The sequence below is a fragment of the Cryobacterium sp. TMT2-15-1 genome (assembly GCF_004402345.1).
Classification (GTDB): domain Bacteria; phylum Actinomycetota; class Actinomycetes; order Actinomycetales; family Microbacteriaceae; genus Cryobacterium; species Cryobacterium sandaracinum.
This window is the reverse complement of sequence record NZ_SOGD01000029.1, coordinates 13829-29716: the sequence shown is the minus strand read 5'-3', so window position 1 is coordinate 29716 and position 15888 is coordinate 13829. Positions and strand designations below refer to the sequence as shown.

At 68.2% G+C, this 15888-nt stretch carries 14 protein-coding genes and 1 pseudogene; 4 read left to right on the top strand and 11 right to left on the bottom strand.

Annotated features, from left to right (window positions below; all coding sequences use genetic code 11):
• Positions 1 to 22: 22 nt before the first annotated feature.
• On the bottom strand, positions 23 to 640 hold the full coding sequence (locus E3O62_RS06495) for a hypothetical protein (protein ID WP_134397936.1): 618 nt from the start codon (positions 638 to 640) through the stop codon (positions 23 to 25).
• 91 nt (positions 641 to 731) lie between these two features.
• Here E3O62_RS06495 and E3O62_RS06490 point away from each other — a divergent pair, with 91 nt between their 5' ends.
• Together E3O62_RS06490 and E3O62_RS17075 are read left to right on the top strand one after the other, a co-directional pair.
• A complete protein-coding gene (locus E3O62_RS06490) occupies positions 732 to 1622 on the top strand; it encodes a hypothetical protein (protein ID WP_134397935.1) in 891 nt (296 codons plus the stop codon).
• Positions 1623 to 1638: 16 nt separating this feature from the next.
• Positions 1639 to 1806, top strand: a pseudogene (locus tag E3O62_RS17075) (MBL fold metallo-hydrolase); the annotation flags it as partial.
• A 180-nt stretch (positions 1807 to 1986) separates the two neighbouring features.
• On the opposite strand, the gene E3O62_RS06480 reads toward E3O62_RS17075, so the two are convergent.
• From E3O62_RS06480 to E3O62_RS06440, 10 genes are all read right to left on the bottom strand, one after another.
• Positions 1987 to 3432 (bottom strand): rhamnulokinase family protein, encoded by a 1446-nt coding sequence (locus tag E3O62_RS06480; protein ID WP_134398091.1) that lies wholly within the window; start codon positions 3430 to 3432, stop codon positions 1987 to 1989.
• A 62-nt stretch (positions 3433 to 3494) separates the two neighbouring features.
• Complete coding sequence (locus E3O62_RS16540; protein WP_166786435.1) at positions 3495 to 3638, bottom strand: hypothetical protein; 144 nt, start codon at positions 3636 to 3638, stop codon at positions 3495 to 3497.
• The gene (locus E3O62_RS06475; RefSeq protein WP_134397934.1) at positions 3635 to 5671 is read right to left on the bottom strand and encodes a bifunctional aldolase/short-chain dehydrogenase; all 2037 of its coding nucleotides are present in this window, start codon (positions 5669 to 5671) and stop codon (positions 3635 to 3637) included. The genes E3O62_RS16540 and E3O62_RS06475 overlap by 4 nt, the downstream gene beginning before the upstream one ends.
• A gap of 129 nt (positions 5672 to 5800) precedes the next feature.
• Positions 5801 to 6967 carry an L-rhamnose isomerase gene (rhaI, locus tag E3O62_RS06470; RefSeq protein WP_134395323.1) on the bottom strand — a complete coding sequence of 389 codons (1167 nt, stop codon included), beginning with the start codon at positions 6965 to 6967 and terminating at the stop codon, positions 5801 to 5803.
• A gap of 7 nt (positions 6968 to 6974) precedes the next feature.
• Entirely contained in the window at positions 6975 to 7361 is a 387-nt protein-coding gene (locus E3O62_RS06465; RefSeq protein ID WP_134395324.1) for an L-rhamnose mutarotase, read from the bottom strand.
• A gap of 3 nt (positions 7362 to 7364) precedes the next feature.
• Positions 7365 to 8825, bottom strand: a complete 1461-nt coding sequence (locus tag E3O62_RS06460; RefSeq protein ID WP_134397933.1) for an L-fucose/L-arabinose isomerase family protein — start codon at positions 8823 to 8825, stop codon at positions 7365 to 7367.
• 123 nt (positions 8826 to 8948) lie between these two features.
• The gene (gene rhaS, locus E3O62_RS06455; RefSeq protein WP_134397932.1) at positions 8949 to 10019 is read right to left on the bottom strand and encodes a rhamnose ABC transporter substrate-binding protein; all 1071 of its coding nucleotides are present in this window, start codon (positions 10017 to 10019) and stop codon (positions 8949 to 8951) included.
• A gap of 2 nt (positions 10020 to 10021) precedes the next feature.
• Positions 10022 to 11185, bottom strand: a complete 1164-nt coding sequence (locus E3O62_RS06450) for an ABC transporter permease (RefSeq protein ID WP_134395327.1) — start codon at positions 11183 to 11185, stop codon at positions 10022 to 10024.
• On the bottom strand, positions 11178 to 12224 hold the full coding sequence (locus E3O62_RS06445) for an ABC transporter permease (protein WP_134397931.1): 1047 nt from the start codon (positions 12222 to 12224) through the stop codon (positions 11178 to 11180). Before E3O62_RS06445 ends, E3O62_RS06450 begins: the two co-directional genes overlap by 8 nt.
• Positions 12221 to 13756 (bottom strand): sugar ABC transporter ATP-binding protein, encoded by a 1536-nt coding sequence (locus tag E3O62_RS06440; RefSeq protein WP_134397930.1) that lies wholly within the window; start codon positions 13754 to 13756, stop codon positions 12221 to 12223. Before E3O62_RS06440 ends, E3O62_RS06445 begins: the two co-directional genes overlap by 4 nt.
• 223 nt (positions 13757 to 13979) lie before the next feature.
• On the opposite strand from E3O62_RS06440, the gene E3O62_RS06435 reads away from it, so the two are divergent.
• The gene (locus E3O62_RS06435; protein ID WP_134398089.1) at positions 13980 to 14990 is read left to right on the top strand and encodes a LacI family DNA-binding transcriptional regulator; all 1011 of its coding nucleotides are present in this window, start codon (positions 13980 to 13982) and stop codon (positions 14988 to 14990) included.
• Positions 14991 to 15050: 60 nt separating this feature from the next.
• Entirely contained in the window at positions 15051 to 15884 is an 834-nt protein-coding gene (locus tag E3O62_RS06430) for a shikimate 5-dehydrogenase (RefSeq protein ID WP_134397929.1), read from the top strand.
• The last annotated feature ends 4 nt before the right edge of the window (positions 15885 to 15888 follow it).

Below are 15888 nucleotides of genomic sequence, written 5' to 3'. Positions count from 1 at the left end.
ATCGACGGGTTTCGGTGCGGGGTTAGCGGGGAGATCGGTTCAGGACCGCCACCCGCTTGCCGAACACGTCCAGTCGTGTCACCGTGATTCCTGCCGTGACACGTGACCTGCGAATGGAGACGCGATGAGCGAACGCTACCCCATCATTTATGTGCGGGGCTTTGCCGGCGGCCAGAATGCCATGGACGATGCGGCGGATAGCCCGTTTTACGGTTTCAACGAGGGCTCGACTCATGTGCGGGTGGGGGCCAGCGGGCAGCCCCGATTCTATCGATACGAGGGTCCGCTGCTGCGACTTGTCAAGGACCAGCAGTACCGGATCGAAGTGGCCGGCAGCCAGCAGAACGTCCTGATCAATGCCGATCCCGGCACGCTGGAACCGGACTCCGTCTGGATCCACCGGTTCTACGACACCGCATCGGGCACATTCGGGGTCGAGCCGCAATCGTTTGACATCGGCCGCGCGGCCAGGGGTCTCGTCGATTTCATCGATCTGGTGCGTGCCAAGACGCGCGGCGAACCACCTGTCTACCTCGTGGCCCACTTCATGAGCGGGCTGATCTGCCGCACCGTCCTGCAGCGCGAACTGGCCGACCCCGCCGAAGCGGTGTCGAAACTCTGCACGATCGGGACCCCGCATGGAGGAATCTCCCCCGAGCTCGGCGGCCCGATCGGGGCTGGCTCATGGACCGGTTCGTGCCGCTGGGGAGCGATATCTTCTCCCCCGGCAGATGCAGGAGTACATGCTGCCGGCCACCCACGACCCTGCCCGGGAAACCGACCCGAAAACGGGCCGGTGGGACCCCCGGCGCATGGTGGGCTCCTTCCCTCCCTCCCGCATCCTCAGCATCGTCGGCACGAATTCGCGGGACTATTCCGTGGCCGCCGGGCTGTCGTCCGCGGTCATGGGCGTGCAGAACGATGGTCTCGTCGCGATCCGCAACGCCTACGTTTACGGGGGCGCGCGGGCCTACATCCATCGCTCCCACTCGGGTCGATACGGCTTGGTCAACTCCGGGGAAACGTACCAGAACCTTTCCCGCTTCCTATTCGGCGGGTTGCGGGTGGAGGTCGCCCTGCACGGGGTGGAGCTCGATCGCAAGGACCGCATCTGGCAGGGCGAGGCGAGGCTGGACATCCGTGGCGTGCCTGCGCTTATTCATGAGCAGACGGCCGATCATTATTGCCCGATCGATCTGAACGCCACGAAGAAGGGCATCGCCGGGCCGCTGTCACCGGTCCCGCTGATGACAATCTTCCTGCAGCCGAAGAACGTGCGTAAGTGCCGCTACGCCCTCGACCTCAAGGTCATCTCACTCAAGGAGACGGGCGGCATCCACGGTTTCGGGGCACACCTTGAGCCGATCGCGGACTGGCAGGACACGCTCATCGTCGACGTCGAGGTGAACGACAAGGGCGCGGCCAGAAGCGTGACCTGGGAGTGGAATAGCACCCTCGCCGGTCGAATCGCCGAACAGGCAGAGCTGCCCCACCAGCTCGACTGGGCACCGGGCAAGTCCAGCGAGGGGCAATGGCAACTGCCGGTTCCCATCGCCCCGATGGGGCAGGCGGTGCTCGGCAGCGACGCGCACCTCCAGCTCAGCATCGGCCTCTGGGCCTGAGCGGCCGCCTCGCGCGATCGAGCCGATCCTGATCACGCATCACCACGCGGACCTCAGCGCGGCGAGTGAACGGTTCGCTCGGCTCACGCCGGAGCACGCCGCGGATTCCGTGTGGTTGCCGCTGCCCACTGACGGACCGTACGGGTCGGTGCTCACCGGCGACACAATTCCCGGGCGCGGGACGCGCGATCATCGTTCACCGTGACGACGACTGAATTTGGGCGTTCAGCGACGCGTACCTCGCGCACCGACACCCCGGGGCCCGGGACATAGGCGCCCCTGTGCGCCATCCACCCTGGCCCCTTCTCGACCGCGGCGGGCAGTCGGGGCGGCTCCGCCCCGAGGCAGGCAGCACCGGCACACGTCAGGCCGCGGGCCGGTAGCGCCGCGGGGCATACGCCTGGGCGACCAGGGCGCGCAGGCTGTCGAGGCTTCCGGTCACAAGACCCTGGGCACGGGCCTGCACGAGCACGTTCCCGATCGCGGTGGCCTCGACGGGGCCGGCCAGCACGGTCAGCCCCGTTCGGTTCGCGGTGAGCTGGCAGAGCAGGTCGTTCTGCGACCCACCGCCGACGATATGCACCGCACGGATACTCATTCCCGACAGCTCGCTCGCGGCCCGGAGGGTCTCGGCATAGGCAGCCGCGAGGCTCTCGACGATGCTGCGCACGAGTTCGACCGGGGTGCCCGGCACCGGCAAGCCGTGCTCGGCGCAGTAGGAACGGATGCGCGCCGGCATGTCTCCGGGTGCCAGGAAACGGGGGTCGTCCACGGCGAAGACCGTGACCGGGCCGGTCACCTGCGCGGCCTGGGCCAGCAGGAACGGCAGCTCGAACGTGCTGCCCTGCGCCTCCCAGGTGCGCAGCGACTCGCTGAGCAGCCACAAACCCATGACATTGCGCAGGTAGCGCACCCGGCCGTCGACGCCGCCCTCGTTGGTGAAGTTGGCGGCGCGGCTCGCCTCGGTCAGCACCGGCGAGGCCAGTTCGACTCCGACGAGCGACCAGGTGCCCGAGGAGATGAAGGCGTCAGTGTCGCCGGTCATGGGCACGGCCACGATGGCGGATGCTGTGTCGTGCGACCCGACGGCGAGGAGATCCAGGCGCGTGGCCGATCCGATCTCGGCAGCGACATCGGGCAGCAGGGACCCGATCCGCTCCCCCGCGCTGACCAGTCGGGGGAAGATCGACCGGGGCAGGCCCAGCCGCTCGATGAGAGCATCGTCCCAGTCCGCGGCGGCCGAGGCGGCCGTTACCGTGGCCGCCGAGATGGCAGCTGCCGCGACGGTTCGCCCGGCCGCTGCGCGCGACCCGCCCCCGATCCGCAGCAGCCCGGTCGTCGACGCGTTCGTGCGCTCGGCGACCTGCTCCCCCGTCAGCCAGAAGCCGAGCAGGTCCGGGATCAGCAGCATCGTGTCGACGTCGTCGAGGCTGCCGGCCAGACGGTCGGCGGCGAGCTGGTAGAGCGTGTTGAACGGCAGGAATTGGAGGCCGTTGCCGGCGTAGAGGTCGGCCGGAGCGACGAGGTCGTGGGTAGCGTGCACTCCTCCCCCGGTGCGTTCGTCGCGGTAATGGTAAGGGTTGCCAAGCATCCGCCGGCCGCGCAGGAGCGCGTAATCAACCGCCCAGGAATCGATCCCCGCGCTGGTCAGCCTCGGCTCCTCCCGAACGGCGGCGTGGAGGCCGACGAGCACGTTGCGGTAGAGCTCGAGAATGTTCCAGTGCAGCCCGTCGATGGTGCGGACCGGGTTGTTCGGAAAGCGTGCCACCGGCCGCAGGCGCAGCTCGTTGTGGCCGACACGGCCGAGCATGACCCGGCCGCTCGATGCGCCGAGGTCGATCGCGGCGACCGTGCCCGCGCTGTACCGTGATCTCACCACGAGTTGAGCCCTGCTCTCAGCAGGCCGGCGCCGGCCCGGCCGAGTTCGACGAGTTCGCCGAGTTCGACGGATGCGGTCGAGTTGGCCAGACGCAACGGTAGGGCTCGACCGGAAGGGTCGGGCTCGGCGGTGCTCATCGCAGGAAGGCGGCGGCGACGCCGGCGTCGACCGGGATGTGCAGTCCGGTTGTGTGGCTGAGGTCGCTCGTGCAGAGCACGAAAACCGCGTTGGCGACGTTCTCGGGCAGCACCTCGCGCTTGAGCAGCGTGCGCTGCGCGTAGTACGTGCCGAGCTCCTCCTCCGGTACGCCGTAGACGGCGGCGCGCTTGGCGCCCCAGCCGCCGGCGAAGATGCCCGAGCCGCGGACGACCCCGTCGGGGTTGATGCCGTTGACCTTCACGCCGTACTCGCCGAGCTCGGCCGCCAGCAGCCGCACCTGGTGCGCCTGGTCGGCCTTGGTCGCGGAGTAGGCGATGTTGTTCGGGCCGGCAAAGACCGAGTTCTTCGAGGAGATATAAACGATGTCGCCGCCGAGCTTCTGGTCGATCAGCACGCGGGCCGCCGCCCGGGAAACGAGGAAGGACCCCTTGGCCATCACGTTGTGCTGCAGGTCCCAGTCGGCGACGGTGGTCTCCAACAGCGACTTCGAGAGCGAGAGGCCCGCGTTGTTGACCACGAGGTCGAGCCCGCCGAACCCGAGCAGGGCAGCGTCGACGGATGCCTGCACCTGGCCCTCGTCGGTGACGTCGGCCTGCACCCCGATCGCGACATCCGTCCCACCGATTTCGGCTGCCGCGCCTTGCGCCTTCGTAAGGTCGAGGTCGGCGATCACGACGCAGGCGCCCTCCGCCGCGAGGCGGGTGGCGATGGCCTTGCCGATGCCGGATGCCGCCCCGGTCACCAGGGCGACCCGGCCGGTGAGCGGCTTGGACGCGGGCATCCGCGCCAGCTTGGCCTCTTCGAGCGCCCAGTACTCGATCCTGAACTTCTCGGCCTCGTCGATCGGCGCGTAGCTGGAGAGCCCTTCGGCGCCGCGCATCACGTTGATGGCATTGAGGTAGAACTCGCCGGCGACCCGAGCGGTCTGCTTGTTCGCGCCGTAGCTGAACATGCCGACGCCCGGGATGAGCACGATCAGCGGGTCCACGCCGCGGATCGCGGGCGACTCGGCCGCCGCGTTCCGGTCGTAATACGCCTGGTAGTCGGTCCGGTACTGCTCGTGCAACTCCAGAAGGCGAGCGAGGGAGTCGGCGGCGGATGCCGTGGCCGGCAGGTCGAGCAGCAGCGGCTTGACCTTCGTGCGGAGAAAGTGGTCGGGGCAGCTCGTGCCGAGGGCCGCCAGTCGGGGGTGCTCGGCACGGGACAGGAAGTCGAGCACCTCGGGGGCATCCGTGAAGTGGCCGACCTTGGCGGCATCCGTGGACACCAGACCGCGAATCGTCGGGGCGAGGGCCGCCGCCCTGGCGCGGCGCTCTTCGGGCGCGAGCGGGGTGAAGCCGGCCAGTTCCGGGCCGAAAGGCTCGGCCGTGGAGTGATCGGCGATGTACGCGGCGGCGGTCTGGATGATCCAGAGCGAGTTGGCCTCGGCCTCATCGCTGGTCTCTCCCCAGGCGGTGATGCCGTGGCCGCCGAGGATGCAGCCGACGGCCTGCGGGTTGGCATCCTTGATCGCCGCGATGTCGAGGCCGAGCTGGAAGCCCGGCCGGCGCCATGGCACCCACGCCACCCGGTCGCCGAAGATCGTAGACGTGAGAGCCTCGCCGTCGGAAGCGGTCGCGATCGCGATGCCGGAGTCGGGGTGCAGGTGGTCGACGTGCGCCGCATCGACGAGCCCATGCATGGGCGTGTCGATGGAGGGGGCCGCGCCGCCCTTGCCGTGCAGGGTGTAGTCGAGGGCCGCGACCATCTCGTCCTCCCGGTCGAGCCCGGGATAGACACCGGCGAGGGCGCGCATCCGGTCGAGGCGCAGCACGGCCAGGCCCGACTCGGTCAGCGTGCCCAGGTCTCCCCCTGACCCCTTCACCCAGAGCAGCTCGATCCTCTCGCCCGTGACGGGGTCGATCTCGGTGCCCTTGGCGGAGGTGTTACCGCCGGCATAATTCGTGTTGCGAGGGTCGGAGCCGAGCCGGTTGGACCGGGCGATGAGTTCGGCAGCGGTGGGGTTTGTCATTGCGACACTTTCTTTCGAAAATCGGTTCGGTGAGACTCTGGGAGCAACGACTGTCGCCGTTTCGGACAACTGATGCCGGCGTGGCGGCCACAGTTGTCCGCTGCGGCAACAGTTGCTTGCGGGACGAGGCTAGGCACCCCAGCCGGCCTGGATGCCGCCGACGCGGTCGGCCGCGATCGTTTGCTGGTAACCGGATGCCGCGTAGGCGACCATGGGGTCGGCCGCGAGTCCGCGAGACTCACGCCAGGCTGCCAGGTCGGGGCGGACATCCGTGTAGAAGGCGTCCATCAGCAGGCCGTTGGCGACGAGCACGTCCCCGGACTCCTGCGCCGCGGTGAGCGCCTCGCGGTCGACGAGTAGCGCGCGCGCCGTCATCTCCTGCACGTTCAGCACCGAGCGGATCTGGCCGGGGATCTTGTCCTCCACGTTGTGGCACTGGTCGAGCATGAACGCCACGGTCGAGTTCGAGCCGAGGCCGCCACCGCGGATCACCTCGTAGAGGATGCGGAACAGCTGGAACGGGTCGGCCGCGCCCACGATCAGGTCGTCGTCGGCGTAGAAGCGGGAGTTGAAGTCGAAGGAGCCGAGCTTTCCGAGGCGGAGCAGCTGCGCGACGATGAACTCGATGTTGGTGCCGGGGGCGTGGTGGCCGGTGTCGAGGCAGACCAGTGCCCGGTCGCCGAGGGCCGCGACCTGGGCGTAGCTGGTTCCCCAGTCGGGGACATCCGTGTGGTAGAAAGCGGGCTCGAAGAACTTGTACTCCAACACGAGTCGCTGGCTCTTCCCGAGGCGGGCGTAGATCGTGGCAAGGGAGTCCGCGAGGCGGTCCTGACGGCCGCGGATATCGCCCTGGCCGGGATAGTTGGTGCCGTCGGCGAGCCAGATCTTGAGGTCGACGGACCCGGTTGAGTGCATGATGTCGATGCACTCGAAGTGGTGATCGATGGCCTTCTGGCGCACCGCGGCATCCGTGTGGGTAAGGCTGCCGAATTTGTAGGCGTCATCCTGGAACGTGTTCGAGTTGACCGTTCCGAGCGTCAGCCCGCGCTCGCCGGCGTAGTCGCACAGTGCCGGGTAATCGTCGACCTTGTCCCAGGGGATGTGCAGCGCGACCGTCGGCGCCAGCCCGGTGTATTCGTTCACCTGGGCGGCGTCGGCGATCTTCTCCTGGATGGTACGCGGCGTGCCGGGGGTGGAGAACACCTTGAACCGGGTGCCGGAGTTGCCGAAGGCCCAGGAGGGCAGCTCGATGGCCTGCGCCGCGAGCTGGGCGGTGATGGAGTCGAATGTCGTCATCGTCGTTTCACTTCTCTGTGGGGGTCGGTTTGAATTCTAGATGAATCGTTTCAACTGCATCAATCGAGTCAAGCCGGTCCTCGAGGTGGAACACCTCGGCAAGCCGAAGGAAGTCCTCGTCCGGAGCGCCCTCGAGGTTCTCGAAGAACTCAGCCATCTCGGCCTGCCAGCGGGCGTTCACCTCGGTGGCCGCCATTCCCGCCTGCGCCGCCGCGAGGGACTCCGTCTCGAAGTACCCGATCAAGAGGCCGTCGGGCCGGAGGAACAGGGAGTAGTTCTGCCAACCGGTTTCGTGCAGGGCCCGCAACATCTCCGGCCAGACGGCGGCGTGCCGCCGGGTATATTCCTCGATCCGGTCGGGCTTGACCTGAAGTTGGAAGCACACGCGCTGCACGGACTACCGCCCCCCGAGCGTGACGTGCCGGTGTTCCAGGCCGAGCAGGCTCGCGGCGGCCTTGATGTCGACGGCGCGGTGCCCGAGGCAGAGAGCCCAGTGGTGGCCGATGCCGGTCTGGCTCCATTCGTCCACCCAGACTCCGGGGTCGCCGCCGAAATCGACGCGGGAAGTCGTGTTGCCGATGGCGAGCAGCGGCCCGGGAACGACCTCGCCCTCGGCGGTGATGAACACGTAGCGGCCGTCGGGATCCTGCCCGATGCCGAAGGTGGTGACCGGCCCGGCCGTGACGTCGAACTCCACGGAGACCCCCCAGCCGCGTTTGCCGTGGTAGACGCCGAGACCGCGCAGCAGTGGGTCCCGGGCGCTGACCGCCAGGTGAGCGGGGCCGTCGTGGCCCATCTCGACCACGCCGTCGAAGAAGTTGAGCGCCTGGATCTCGGTGAACGAGCCGCCGGCGCCGATCGCGTGGCTGGCGAGCATCGCGATCGAGGTGCGAAGCTCGTATTCCCCGGCCATCGGGATGCCCCGGGCGGTCAGGATCGAGGCGCCGAGGATCATGCCGGCGCCCAGCCGTTCGTGCTGCTCACCGGCGAGGCCGCGGTGGTAGTAGGCGAGCGAGTCGAGGTCGAAGTCCGCCACGAGCCGGTCCAGGCCCACGGAGACCTTCGCGCCCCAGGCGAAGTCCTCGTCATTGACGGAGGCGTCGACCTGGAACAGCTGCTCGGCGAGGAGCATGCGGTCGGCGATCTGGGTATCCGTCACCTGGTTCACGCGCTCGCGGAGGTCGTCGAATTCGAGCACCTCGACATGCGAGCCGAAGGTGGTCGAGACGCTGCTGAGGTCGGTGGACACGTCGAGCATGCCCGGGTAGAGGTGGCCCATCAGGCCGTGCCGCGCGGTCCGGAGCGTGGCGCGCACGCCGGCCGCGTGCACCCACGAGATGATGCGGTCCCAGGCGCTCTCCTGGCGGAGGTAACCGGACACCGAGCGAAACGGGATGCCGGCCCGCCGGAACACGTTGGCGACCTCCGGCACCGGGCACTGGCCGCAGTAGGCGAGCCACTGTCCGGTGTCGAAGGTGGCATGGTCCATGGCCTCGGTCGGCTGCAGGTCGATCACCAGCACGGGCGTCTTAGCCCGCTGCGCGATCGGCAGCACCATCGACGAGGTCAGGTAGGTGGCGAGGAACACCACGATCAGGTCGCAGTCGGCCAGCCGCAGCTTCTCGGCGGCAATGCCGGCTTCCTGCGCGTCGGAGATGAACCCGACGTCGACCACCTCGGAATCGAGCTGGTCGAAGCGTTCGGTGAAATAGCGGGAGGATGCCTGCAGCTGCGGCAGCAGGTCGGGGAACTGTGGCCAGTAGGCGCCAAGTCCCCCGGAGACCAACCCGATCCGGGTGGGTCTGCGTTTCTTCGGCTCCAGCAGTTCGCTGGCCGAGCGGCGAAGATTCTCGTTCATGGCTGGCTCCTGTCGGAGAGCACCGCGGCGCTCGCCGCGGGACTGCATGAGTAGGGACGGTGGGGCGGATGCCTGGGCATCCGCCCCACCGGGTGCCGCGATTCAGTGCGGCGCGCGTGCGATTTAGAAGTCGTACTCGTCGATGTTGTCGGCATCGAAGACCGTCGGCGGGCCGACGATGACGATGCCGTCGGCGCCGACCTCGCGCTCGCCCAATTCGCCGGCCTCGAAGGTGTCACCCTCGGCGCCGGTGATGTCGCCGTCGGCGAGCGCCTTGCCGGCGAACGCGGCGACGTAGCCGAGCTGGGCCGGGTCCCAGAGGGCGAACGCGGTGACGGTTTCGTCCTTGACGAACGGTCGCATCTCGTTCGGCAGGCCGAGCCCGGTCAGCGCGACCTTGCCCTTGTACTCCGAGGTCGAGAGGTAGCGGGCCGTGGCGGCGATGCCGACCGTCGTGGGCGAGACGATTCCCTTGAGGTTCGGGTAGGCCTGCATCAGACCCTGGGCCTCCTGGAACGACTTCGTGTCGTCGTCGTCGCCGTAGACCTTCGCCACCAGGGTGATGTCCTTGTACGCGGGGTTGGAGGCGAGCTCCTCCTCCATGAACTTGATCCACTCGTTCTGGTTGGTGGCGTTCGCGGTGGCCGACAGGATCGCGATTTCACCGGAGCCGCCGATCTGTTCTGCGATCAGCTCGACCTGGATCAGGGCGACGTCCTTGGCGACGACCTGGCTGATGAACACGTCGCGGTACTTTGGGTTGGTGTCCGAGTCGAAGGCGACGATCTTGGCGCCCGCGGCCCGGGCTTCCTCGAGGGCCGGACCCACGGCATCCGGGTCGTTGGCGGCGATCACGATGACTTTCGTGCCGGCCTGGGTCTCCGCATTGATGAAGGACACCTGGCTGGACGCGCTGGCCTCGAGCGGGCCGACGACCTCGGTCGCGGCGAACCCGGCCTCTTCGGCGCCGGCCTCCCCGCCGCCGAGCACCACGTCGGTGTACGGGTTGTTGAGCTGCTTGGGGATGAAGGTGATGCTGAGGTCGCCGTCGGTTCCGCCGCCGCCGCCGGCGGAGTCGGTGCCGGTGTCGGAGGCGCAGCCGGCAAGCAGTGCGACGGCGGCGACGACCGCGGTCACCGTCGCGAGCCGCCGGGCTGCCGCCCCTTTCCGGGTGTGATTGCGAATGAACTCCATTGTCATTTCCTTTCCTGGACGCCAGGTGCGGTGGCGCTGATTGATCCCGAGGCAGGTACCTGGGGAAGTGTTTTGTGCATCCGGCGGCCGTGCCGCCAGCGTTGGAGCGCCTCGAAAACACTCGGTGCGACAACGGATGCGATCAAAAGGGATCCGGTGACGATGATGAGCACCACGTCGGAGATCCGCTCGAGCCGAAGGGAGAAGTTGATGGTGCCGATCAGGAGCACGCCCGCGATGACCCCGGGGATCGACCCCTTGCCGCCGAAGATCGAGACCCCGCCGAGCAGAACGGCCGCGATCACCGTGAGCTCGAGGCCGCTGGCGTTGTCACTGCGGGCGCTGGAGTAACGCAGGGTCCAGTAGATCCCGGCGAGCGCCGACACCGACCCGGTGCCCACGTAGAGCCAGAACTTGGCCCGTGCCACCCGGATGCCGACGAAGGTGGCGGCCTCCGCGCTGAAGCCGAGGGCGTAAAGGCCGCGACCGAACGGGGTCAGGTGCAGCAACACCCCGAAGAACAGGGCCACGGCGGCGACGCCGATCATCACGGTCGGGATGCCCGTGCCGCCGATCTTCGAGGTGAAGAAGGACGTGAGCTCGGGCGGGAAGTTGGCGACGGCATTGTCGCCGATCACCACGAGCGCCAGCCCCCGGTAGAGCGCAAGGGTACCGATGGTGACCGCCAGCGACGGCAACCCGACCACCGCGATCAGAAACCCGTTGAAGGCTCCGGCCACCACCCCGGCGAAGAGGCTGATCGCCAGGACCAGCTCGATGTCGAGGCCGGAGGCCCAGAGCACGCCCATCAGCGCGCTGGTCAGCCCGGCGATGCTTGCCACGGACAGGTCGATCTCGCCGGTGATGATGACCAGGGTCATCGGCATGGCGATCAGGAGCACCGGGATCACGTCGAGCAGCAGGAAGCCGACCGTGACCGGGGAGGCGAAGCGAGGAATCGCGATGCTCGCGTAGAGCACGAAGGCGAGCAGCAGGTAGATCATGATCGCGTCGCGGCCGAGCAGGATGCGGGCGGCCCCGGTGCGGCCCTTCGGCTCGGTCGGCAGGGTCTTGGTGGTGTCGATGAGCCGGGTGTCGAGGGAGGAGATCTTGTCCGCCGGCGGCACCGGCGCGCTGCGGATGGCGGAAGAGCTGGGCTCAGACATTGCGGGCCTCACTGGTTCGGAGCTTGCGGGCCGTTCGCACGCTGGCGATCCGGTCGATGATGATGGCGCTGAGGATCAGCACGCCGACGATGGCCTCTTGCCAGAACTTGTCGACCCGCAGGGCCGTGAGAGCGCTGGTGATGGTGGTGAGGAGCAAGGCCCCCATGGCCGCGCCGACGACCGAGCCACTGCCGCCGAAGATGGCCACACCGCCGACGACCGCCGCGGCGACGACGGCAAGCTCGAGTCCGCTGCCGGTGGTGGCTCCGACCGAGTTGAAGCGGCTGGCGTAGAGCACCCCGGCGAGGCCGGCGAGCACCCCGTTGGTCAGGAAGGCCAGGAACACGCGGCGGCTGACCGGGATGCCGAACAGTGTCGCGGCATCCGGGTCCGAGCCGATCGCGTAGAGGTCGCGGCCGGGGCGTGTGCCCGCCAGGTAGACGGCCACGATCACGACGACGACGATGGCGATCAGGGTGATCAGCGGAAAGCCGAGCACGGTGTCGACCGAGAGTGAACCGAAGGCGTCGGGCCGGTCCCCGGCGAAGTACTGCGTGCCGCCGGCCCAGGCGTTGTTGAGCCCGCGATAGATATAGAGCGTGCCGAGGGTGATCACGAGCGCGGGAACCTTGGCGACCGTCACCAGGAGGCCGTTGATCGCGCCGAGGACGGCGCCCAGCAGCATCCCGGCCAGGAACACGACGATGATCGGGAGGCCCGGAACGGTCGCGAAGAGGGTGCCGGTGCCGAACGCGACCAGGCCGAGGATGGAGCCGACCGAGAGGTCGACGTTGCGGGTGATGATCACGAGGGCCTGGCCGACGGCGAGGATGATCACGATGGTCGCGTTCAGCAGCAGGTCCTTGACCCCCTGGGGACTGAGGAATAGCGGGTTCACCACGGTGGTGATGATCACCAGGGCGATCAGCGCCACGGTGACGGGCAGTTCCCGAAGGCGGAGGAGGGCTCCCAGTCGGGACGGCAGGGCGGCGGGGGTGTGCTCACCCGTGCCGGGCGGCCGGGTCGGGGCAGTGGTCATTGTGTACGCTCCAGTGACGCGGTGGCCGCGTGCATGATCGATTCGGGAGTGGCTTCGGCGCGGCTCAGCTCGGCGGTGATGCGCCCCTCGTGCATGACGAGCACCCGGTCGGCCATGCCGAGCACCTCGGGCAGTTCGCTCGAGATCATCAGGATGGCGATTCCCCGATTGGCGAGGTCGGAGATGAGCCGGTGCACCTCGCTCTTGGTACCTACATCGATGCCGCGAGTGGGTTCGTCGACGATCAGAAACTTCGGGTCGGTGGCCAACCACTTGGCGAGCACGACCTTCTGCTGGTTTCCGCCGGAGAGGGTGGATGCGGCGTATTCCTGCGAGGAGGTCTTGACCTGCAGCCGCCGGCTCCACTCGACGGCGGCGGCGCGTTCGGCGCGGCCGTTGATGATGCCGAAGCGGGCGACCCGGTCGCGCAGGGTCAGCGCGGTGTTGCGGCCCACGGACAGGTCCATCACGAGTCCCTGCTTGCGGCGGTCCTCGGGCACGAAACCCATGCCGGCGTCGATCGCGGCCTTGGGGCTGTGCGCTTTGAGGCGCTGTCCGAGGAACTCGACCGTGCCGCGGTCGTAGGGGTCGATGCCGAAGACGGCCCGGGCGACCTCCGTGCGCCCGGCCCCGACGAGTCCGGCGAGGGCCACGACCTCGCCGGCCTTGACGTCGAAGGTCACGTCTGCGAAGAGGCCGGCGCGGCCGAGCCCCTTCACGGAGAGCACGGTGTCGCCCACCGGGGCGACCTCCTTGGGGAACAGCGCCCCGACATCGCGTCCCACCATCTCGTGCACGATGGCGTCGACGGTCACCGTGCTGGTGACGTGAGTCGCGATGTAGCGGCCGTCCCGCATCACGGTGATGCGGTCGCAGAGGGCGAACACCTCGTCGAACCGGTGCGAGATGAAGAGGATGCCCGCGCCCTGGCCCCGCAGGTTGCGGGCAACTTGGAACAGGCGCTCCACCTCGATGCCCGACAGCGCGGCGGTCGGCTCGTCCATGACGAGCACCGTGGCGCCCTGGGAGATGGCCTTGGCGATCTCGATGATCTGCTGGTCGGCAATCGACAGGCCCTCGGCCACCCGGTTGGGGTCGATGCGCACGCCGAGCTGGTCGAACAGGTCGCGGGAGGCGGTGCGCATGGCGGCCCGACTGATCAGGCCCAGCCTGCCTTTCGGCTGGCGCCCGATGAAGATATTCTCGGCCACCGTGAGGTCGGGGAACAGGGTGGGTTCCTGATAGATCACGGAGATGCCGGCGCCCTTGCTGTCGGCCACGGTGCGGAACGACACCGGCTGCCCTTCAACCTGGAACTCACCGGCGTCGAGGCGGTAGAGCCCGGCCAGGATTTTCACGAGGGTGGACTTGCCGGCCCCATTCTCCCCGACCAGGGCGTGGATCTCACCCGGGAGGATTTCGATGTTCCCGTCTGCGAGGGCGACGACCGGTCCGAATGCCTTGACGGCACCGGAGAGGGTCAAGCGAGGTTCGGGTGGCCGATCGCCTGCGGGCAGGGATTCAGTTTGCATGGCGTCGAGTGCCTCCACATTGAGGGTGAATCGTTTCAGAGATCGTGTATCAGCGAATATAGGGTGAGGTTGGGGCATCCGTCAACAGCAGAAAAAGTGCAATTCCCGCAATGAGATTCAACCGAGACCTCGAATGGGTCTCGCGTATTGATTCGTTTCAATCTGCGGTGCGGTGATCTACACTTCACCTAGAGGCAGCAACGCGCGAGGCGAAAGGGTGACGATGGCAACGGTGAGTGTGCGCGAAGTCGCGGCTCGCGCCGGGGTGTCGGTCGGCACCGTCTCCAATGTGCTCAACCGGCCGGACAAGGTTTCCCCGGCAACCGTGGAACGGGTGCAGACGGCAATCTCCGACCTCGGCTTCGTGCGCAACGACGCTGCCCGGCAACTGCGGGCCGGCCGCAGCCGCAGCATCGGGCTCGTCGTGCTCGACGTCGCCAACCCGTTCTTCACGGATGTCGCGCGGGGCGCCGAGGACCGGGCCGCCGAAGAGGGTCTCACCCTGCTTCTCGGCAACAGCGACGAGAACATCGACCGGGAGAGTGCCTACCTCGACCTGTTCGAAGAGCAGCGTGTGCACGGAGTCTTGATCTCCCCGCTCGGCGAGGTCGGGGACCGGCTCGTGCGGCTGCGCGCCCGCGGCACTCCCACCGTTCTCGTCGACCGGCAGACGGCCGACCACAGCTTCTCCTCCGTGGCCGTCGACGACGTGGCCGGCGGGCACCTCGCCGCGGAGCACCTGGCCTCGATTGGGCGCACCCGGATCGCGTTCGTGGGTGGGCCGCAGAGCATCCGTCAGGTTGCCGACCGGCTGGAGGGCGCGCGCCAGGCCGTGCGGGAGCATCCGAACGTGTCGCTCGAGGTGATCAGCACGGAGTCCCTCTCGGTGCTGCAGGGGCGTTTCGTGGGCGAGCAGTTGCGCGCCCGCGACCCGGTCGACCGGCCGGACGCCGTGTTCGCGGCGAACGACCTGCTCGCCATCGGCGTGCTGCAGGCCCTGAGCATGCTGGGCGATGTGCGGGTCCCCGAAGACGTGGCGCTCATCGGCTACGACGACATCGCTTTCGCGGCGGCAGCCATCGTGCCGCTCTCCTCGATCCGCCAGCCGAGCGCCCTGATCGGCCACACGGCCGTCGACCTGCTGCTGCGCGAAGCCGCCGGCGGCGACGATTTCGTGCACGAGCAGATCGAGTTCCAACCGGAGCTGATCGTGCGGGAGTCCACCGCCGGCTGACTGGGTCCCGCTCCTCCCGCCCGGGCTTGCGCCGGCGCTTCCGCTCCTAAACTTGACCGCATGACACTGCAGCCCCTGCTCACCAAAGACACCCGCCTGTGCATCTCCCTGGCCACCCGGCCCAGCAATTTCGGCACGCGTTTCCACAATTACCTGTACGCCGAGCTGGGGCTCGATTTCATCTACAAGGCGTTCACCACGACGAATCTTGCCGCCGCGATCGGCGGCGTGCGGGCGTTGGGCATCCGTGGCTGCTCCGTGTCGATGCCCTTCAAGGAGGACGTCATCGCCCTGGTCGACGAGTTGGATGACTCGGCGAGCGCCATCGCGTCGATCAATACGATCGTCAACGACAACGGCTGCCTGCGGGCCTCGAACACGGACTACATCGCCGCCGCCGATCTGATCCGCGCGAGCGCCATCGACCCGACCACCCCGTTCCTGCTCCGCGGCAGCGGCGGAATGGCGAAGGCCGTCGCAGCGGCCTTCCGCGATTCCGGGTTCGAGCACGGCACCCTGATCGCCCGGAACGAGGCTCGAGGCCGGACTCTCGCCACCGAGCTCGGCTACCGCTGGACGGCCGAGCCGACCGGCCTCACCGCACCGCTGCTCGTGAACGTTACCCCAATCGGCATGACCGGCGGTGCCGAGGCGAACGACCTGTCCTATTCCGCCGAGGTGGTCGCCGACGCGACCTGCGTGTTCGACGTGGTGGCGTTGCCCGCGGAGACTCCGCTCATCCGGGCCGCGCGCGCGGCAGGCAAGACCGTGATCACGGGGGCCGAGGTCATCGCGCTGCAGGCAGCGGAGCAGTTCGAGCGCTACACCGGGGTGCGGCCGGCACCGGAGCAGGTCGCCGCGGCATCCGCCTTCGCCCGCACTCACGCACGGTAGCGCG

Bases quoted from the DNA above. Each gene is read 5' to 3' on its own strand.
- rhaS (WP_134397932.1), bottom strand. From the start codon at position 10,019: ATGGAGTTCATTCGCAATCACACCCGGAAAGGGGCGGCAGCCCGGCGG.
- E3O62_RS06460 (WP_134397933.1), bottom strand. From the start codon at position 8,825: ATGAACGAGAATCTTCGCCGCTCGGCCAGCGAACTGCTGGAGCCGAAG.
- E3O62_RS06440 (WP_134397930.1), bottom strand. From the start codon at position 13,756: ATGCAAACTGAATCCCTGCCCGCAGGCGATCGGCCACCCGAACCTCGC.
- E3O62_RS06475 (WP_134397934.1), bottom strand. From the start codon at position 5,671: ATGACAAACCCCACCGCTGCCGAACTCATCGCCCGGTCCAACCGGCTC.
- E3O62_RS06495 (WP_134397936.1), bottom strand. From the start codon at position 640: ATGCGGGGTCCCGATCGTGCAGAGTTTCGACACCGCTTCGGCGGGGTC.
- E3O62_RS06490 (WP_134397935.1), top strand. From the start codon at position 732: ATGCAGGAGTACATGCTGCCGGCCACCCACGACCCTGCCCGGGAAACC.
- E3O62_RS06445 (WP_134397931.1), bottom strand. From the start codon at position 12,224: ATGACCACTGCCCCGACCCGGCCGCCCGGCACGGGTGAGCACACCCCC.
- E3O62_RS16540 (WP_166786435.1), bottom strand. From the start codon at position 3,638: ATGAGCACCGCCGAGCCCGACCCTTCCGGTCGAGCCCTACCGTTGCGT.
- rhaI (WP_134395323.1), bottom strand. From the start codon at position 6,967: ATGACGACATTCGACTCCATCACCGCCCAGCTCGCGGCGCAGGCCATC.
- E3O62_RS06435 (WP_134398089.1), top strand. From the start codon at position 13,980: ATGGCAACGGTGAGTGTGCGCGAAGTCGCGGCTCGCGCCGGGGTGTCG.
- E3O62_RS06430 (WP_134397929.1), top strand. From the start codon at position 15,051: ATGACACTGCAGCCCCTGCTCACCAAAGACACCCGCCTGTGCATCTCC.
- E3O62_RS06450 (WP_134395327.1), bottom strand. From the start codon at position 11,185: ATGTCTGAGCCCAGCTCTTCCGCCATCCGCAGCGCGCCGGTGCCGCCG.
- E3O62_RS06480 (WP_134398091.1), bottom strand. From the start codon at position 3,432: ATGCTCGGCCGTGTCGGCCACAACGAGCTGCGCCTGCGGCCGGTGGCA.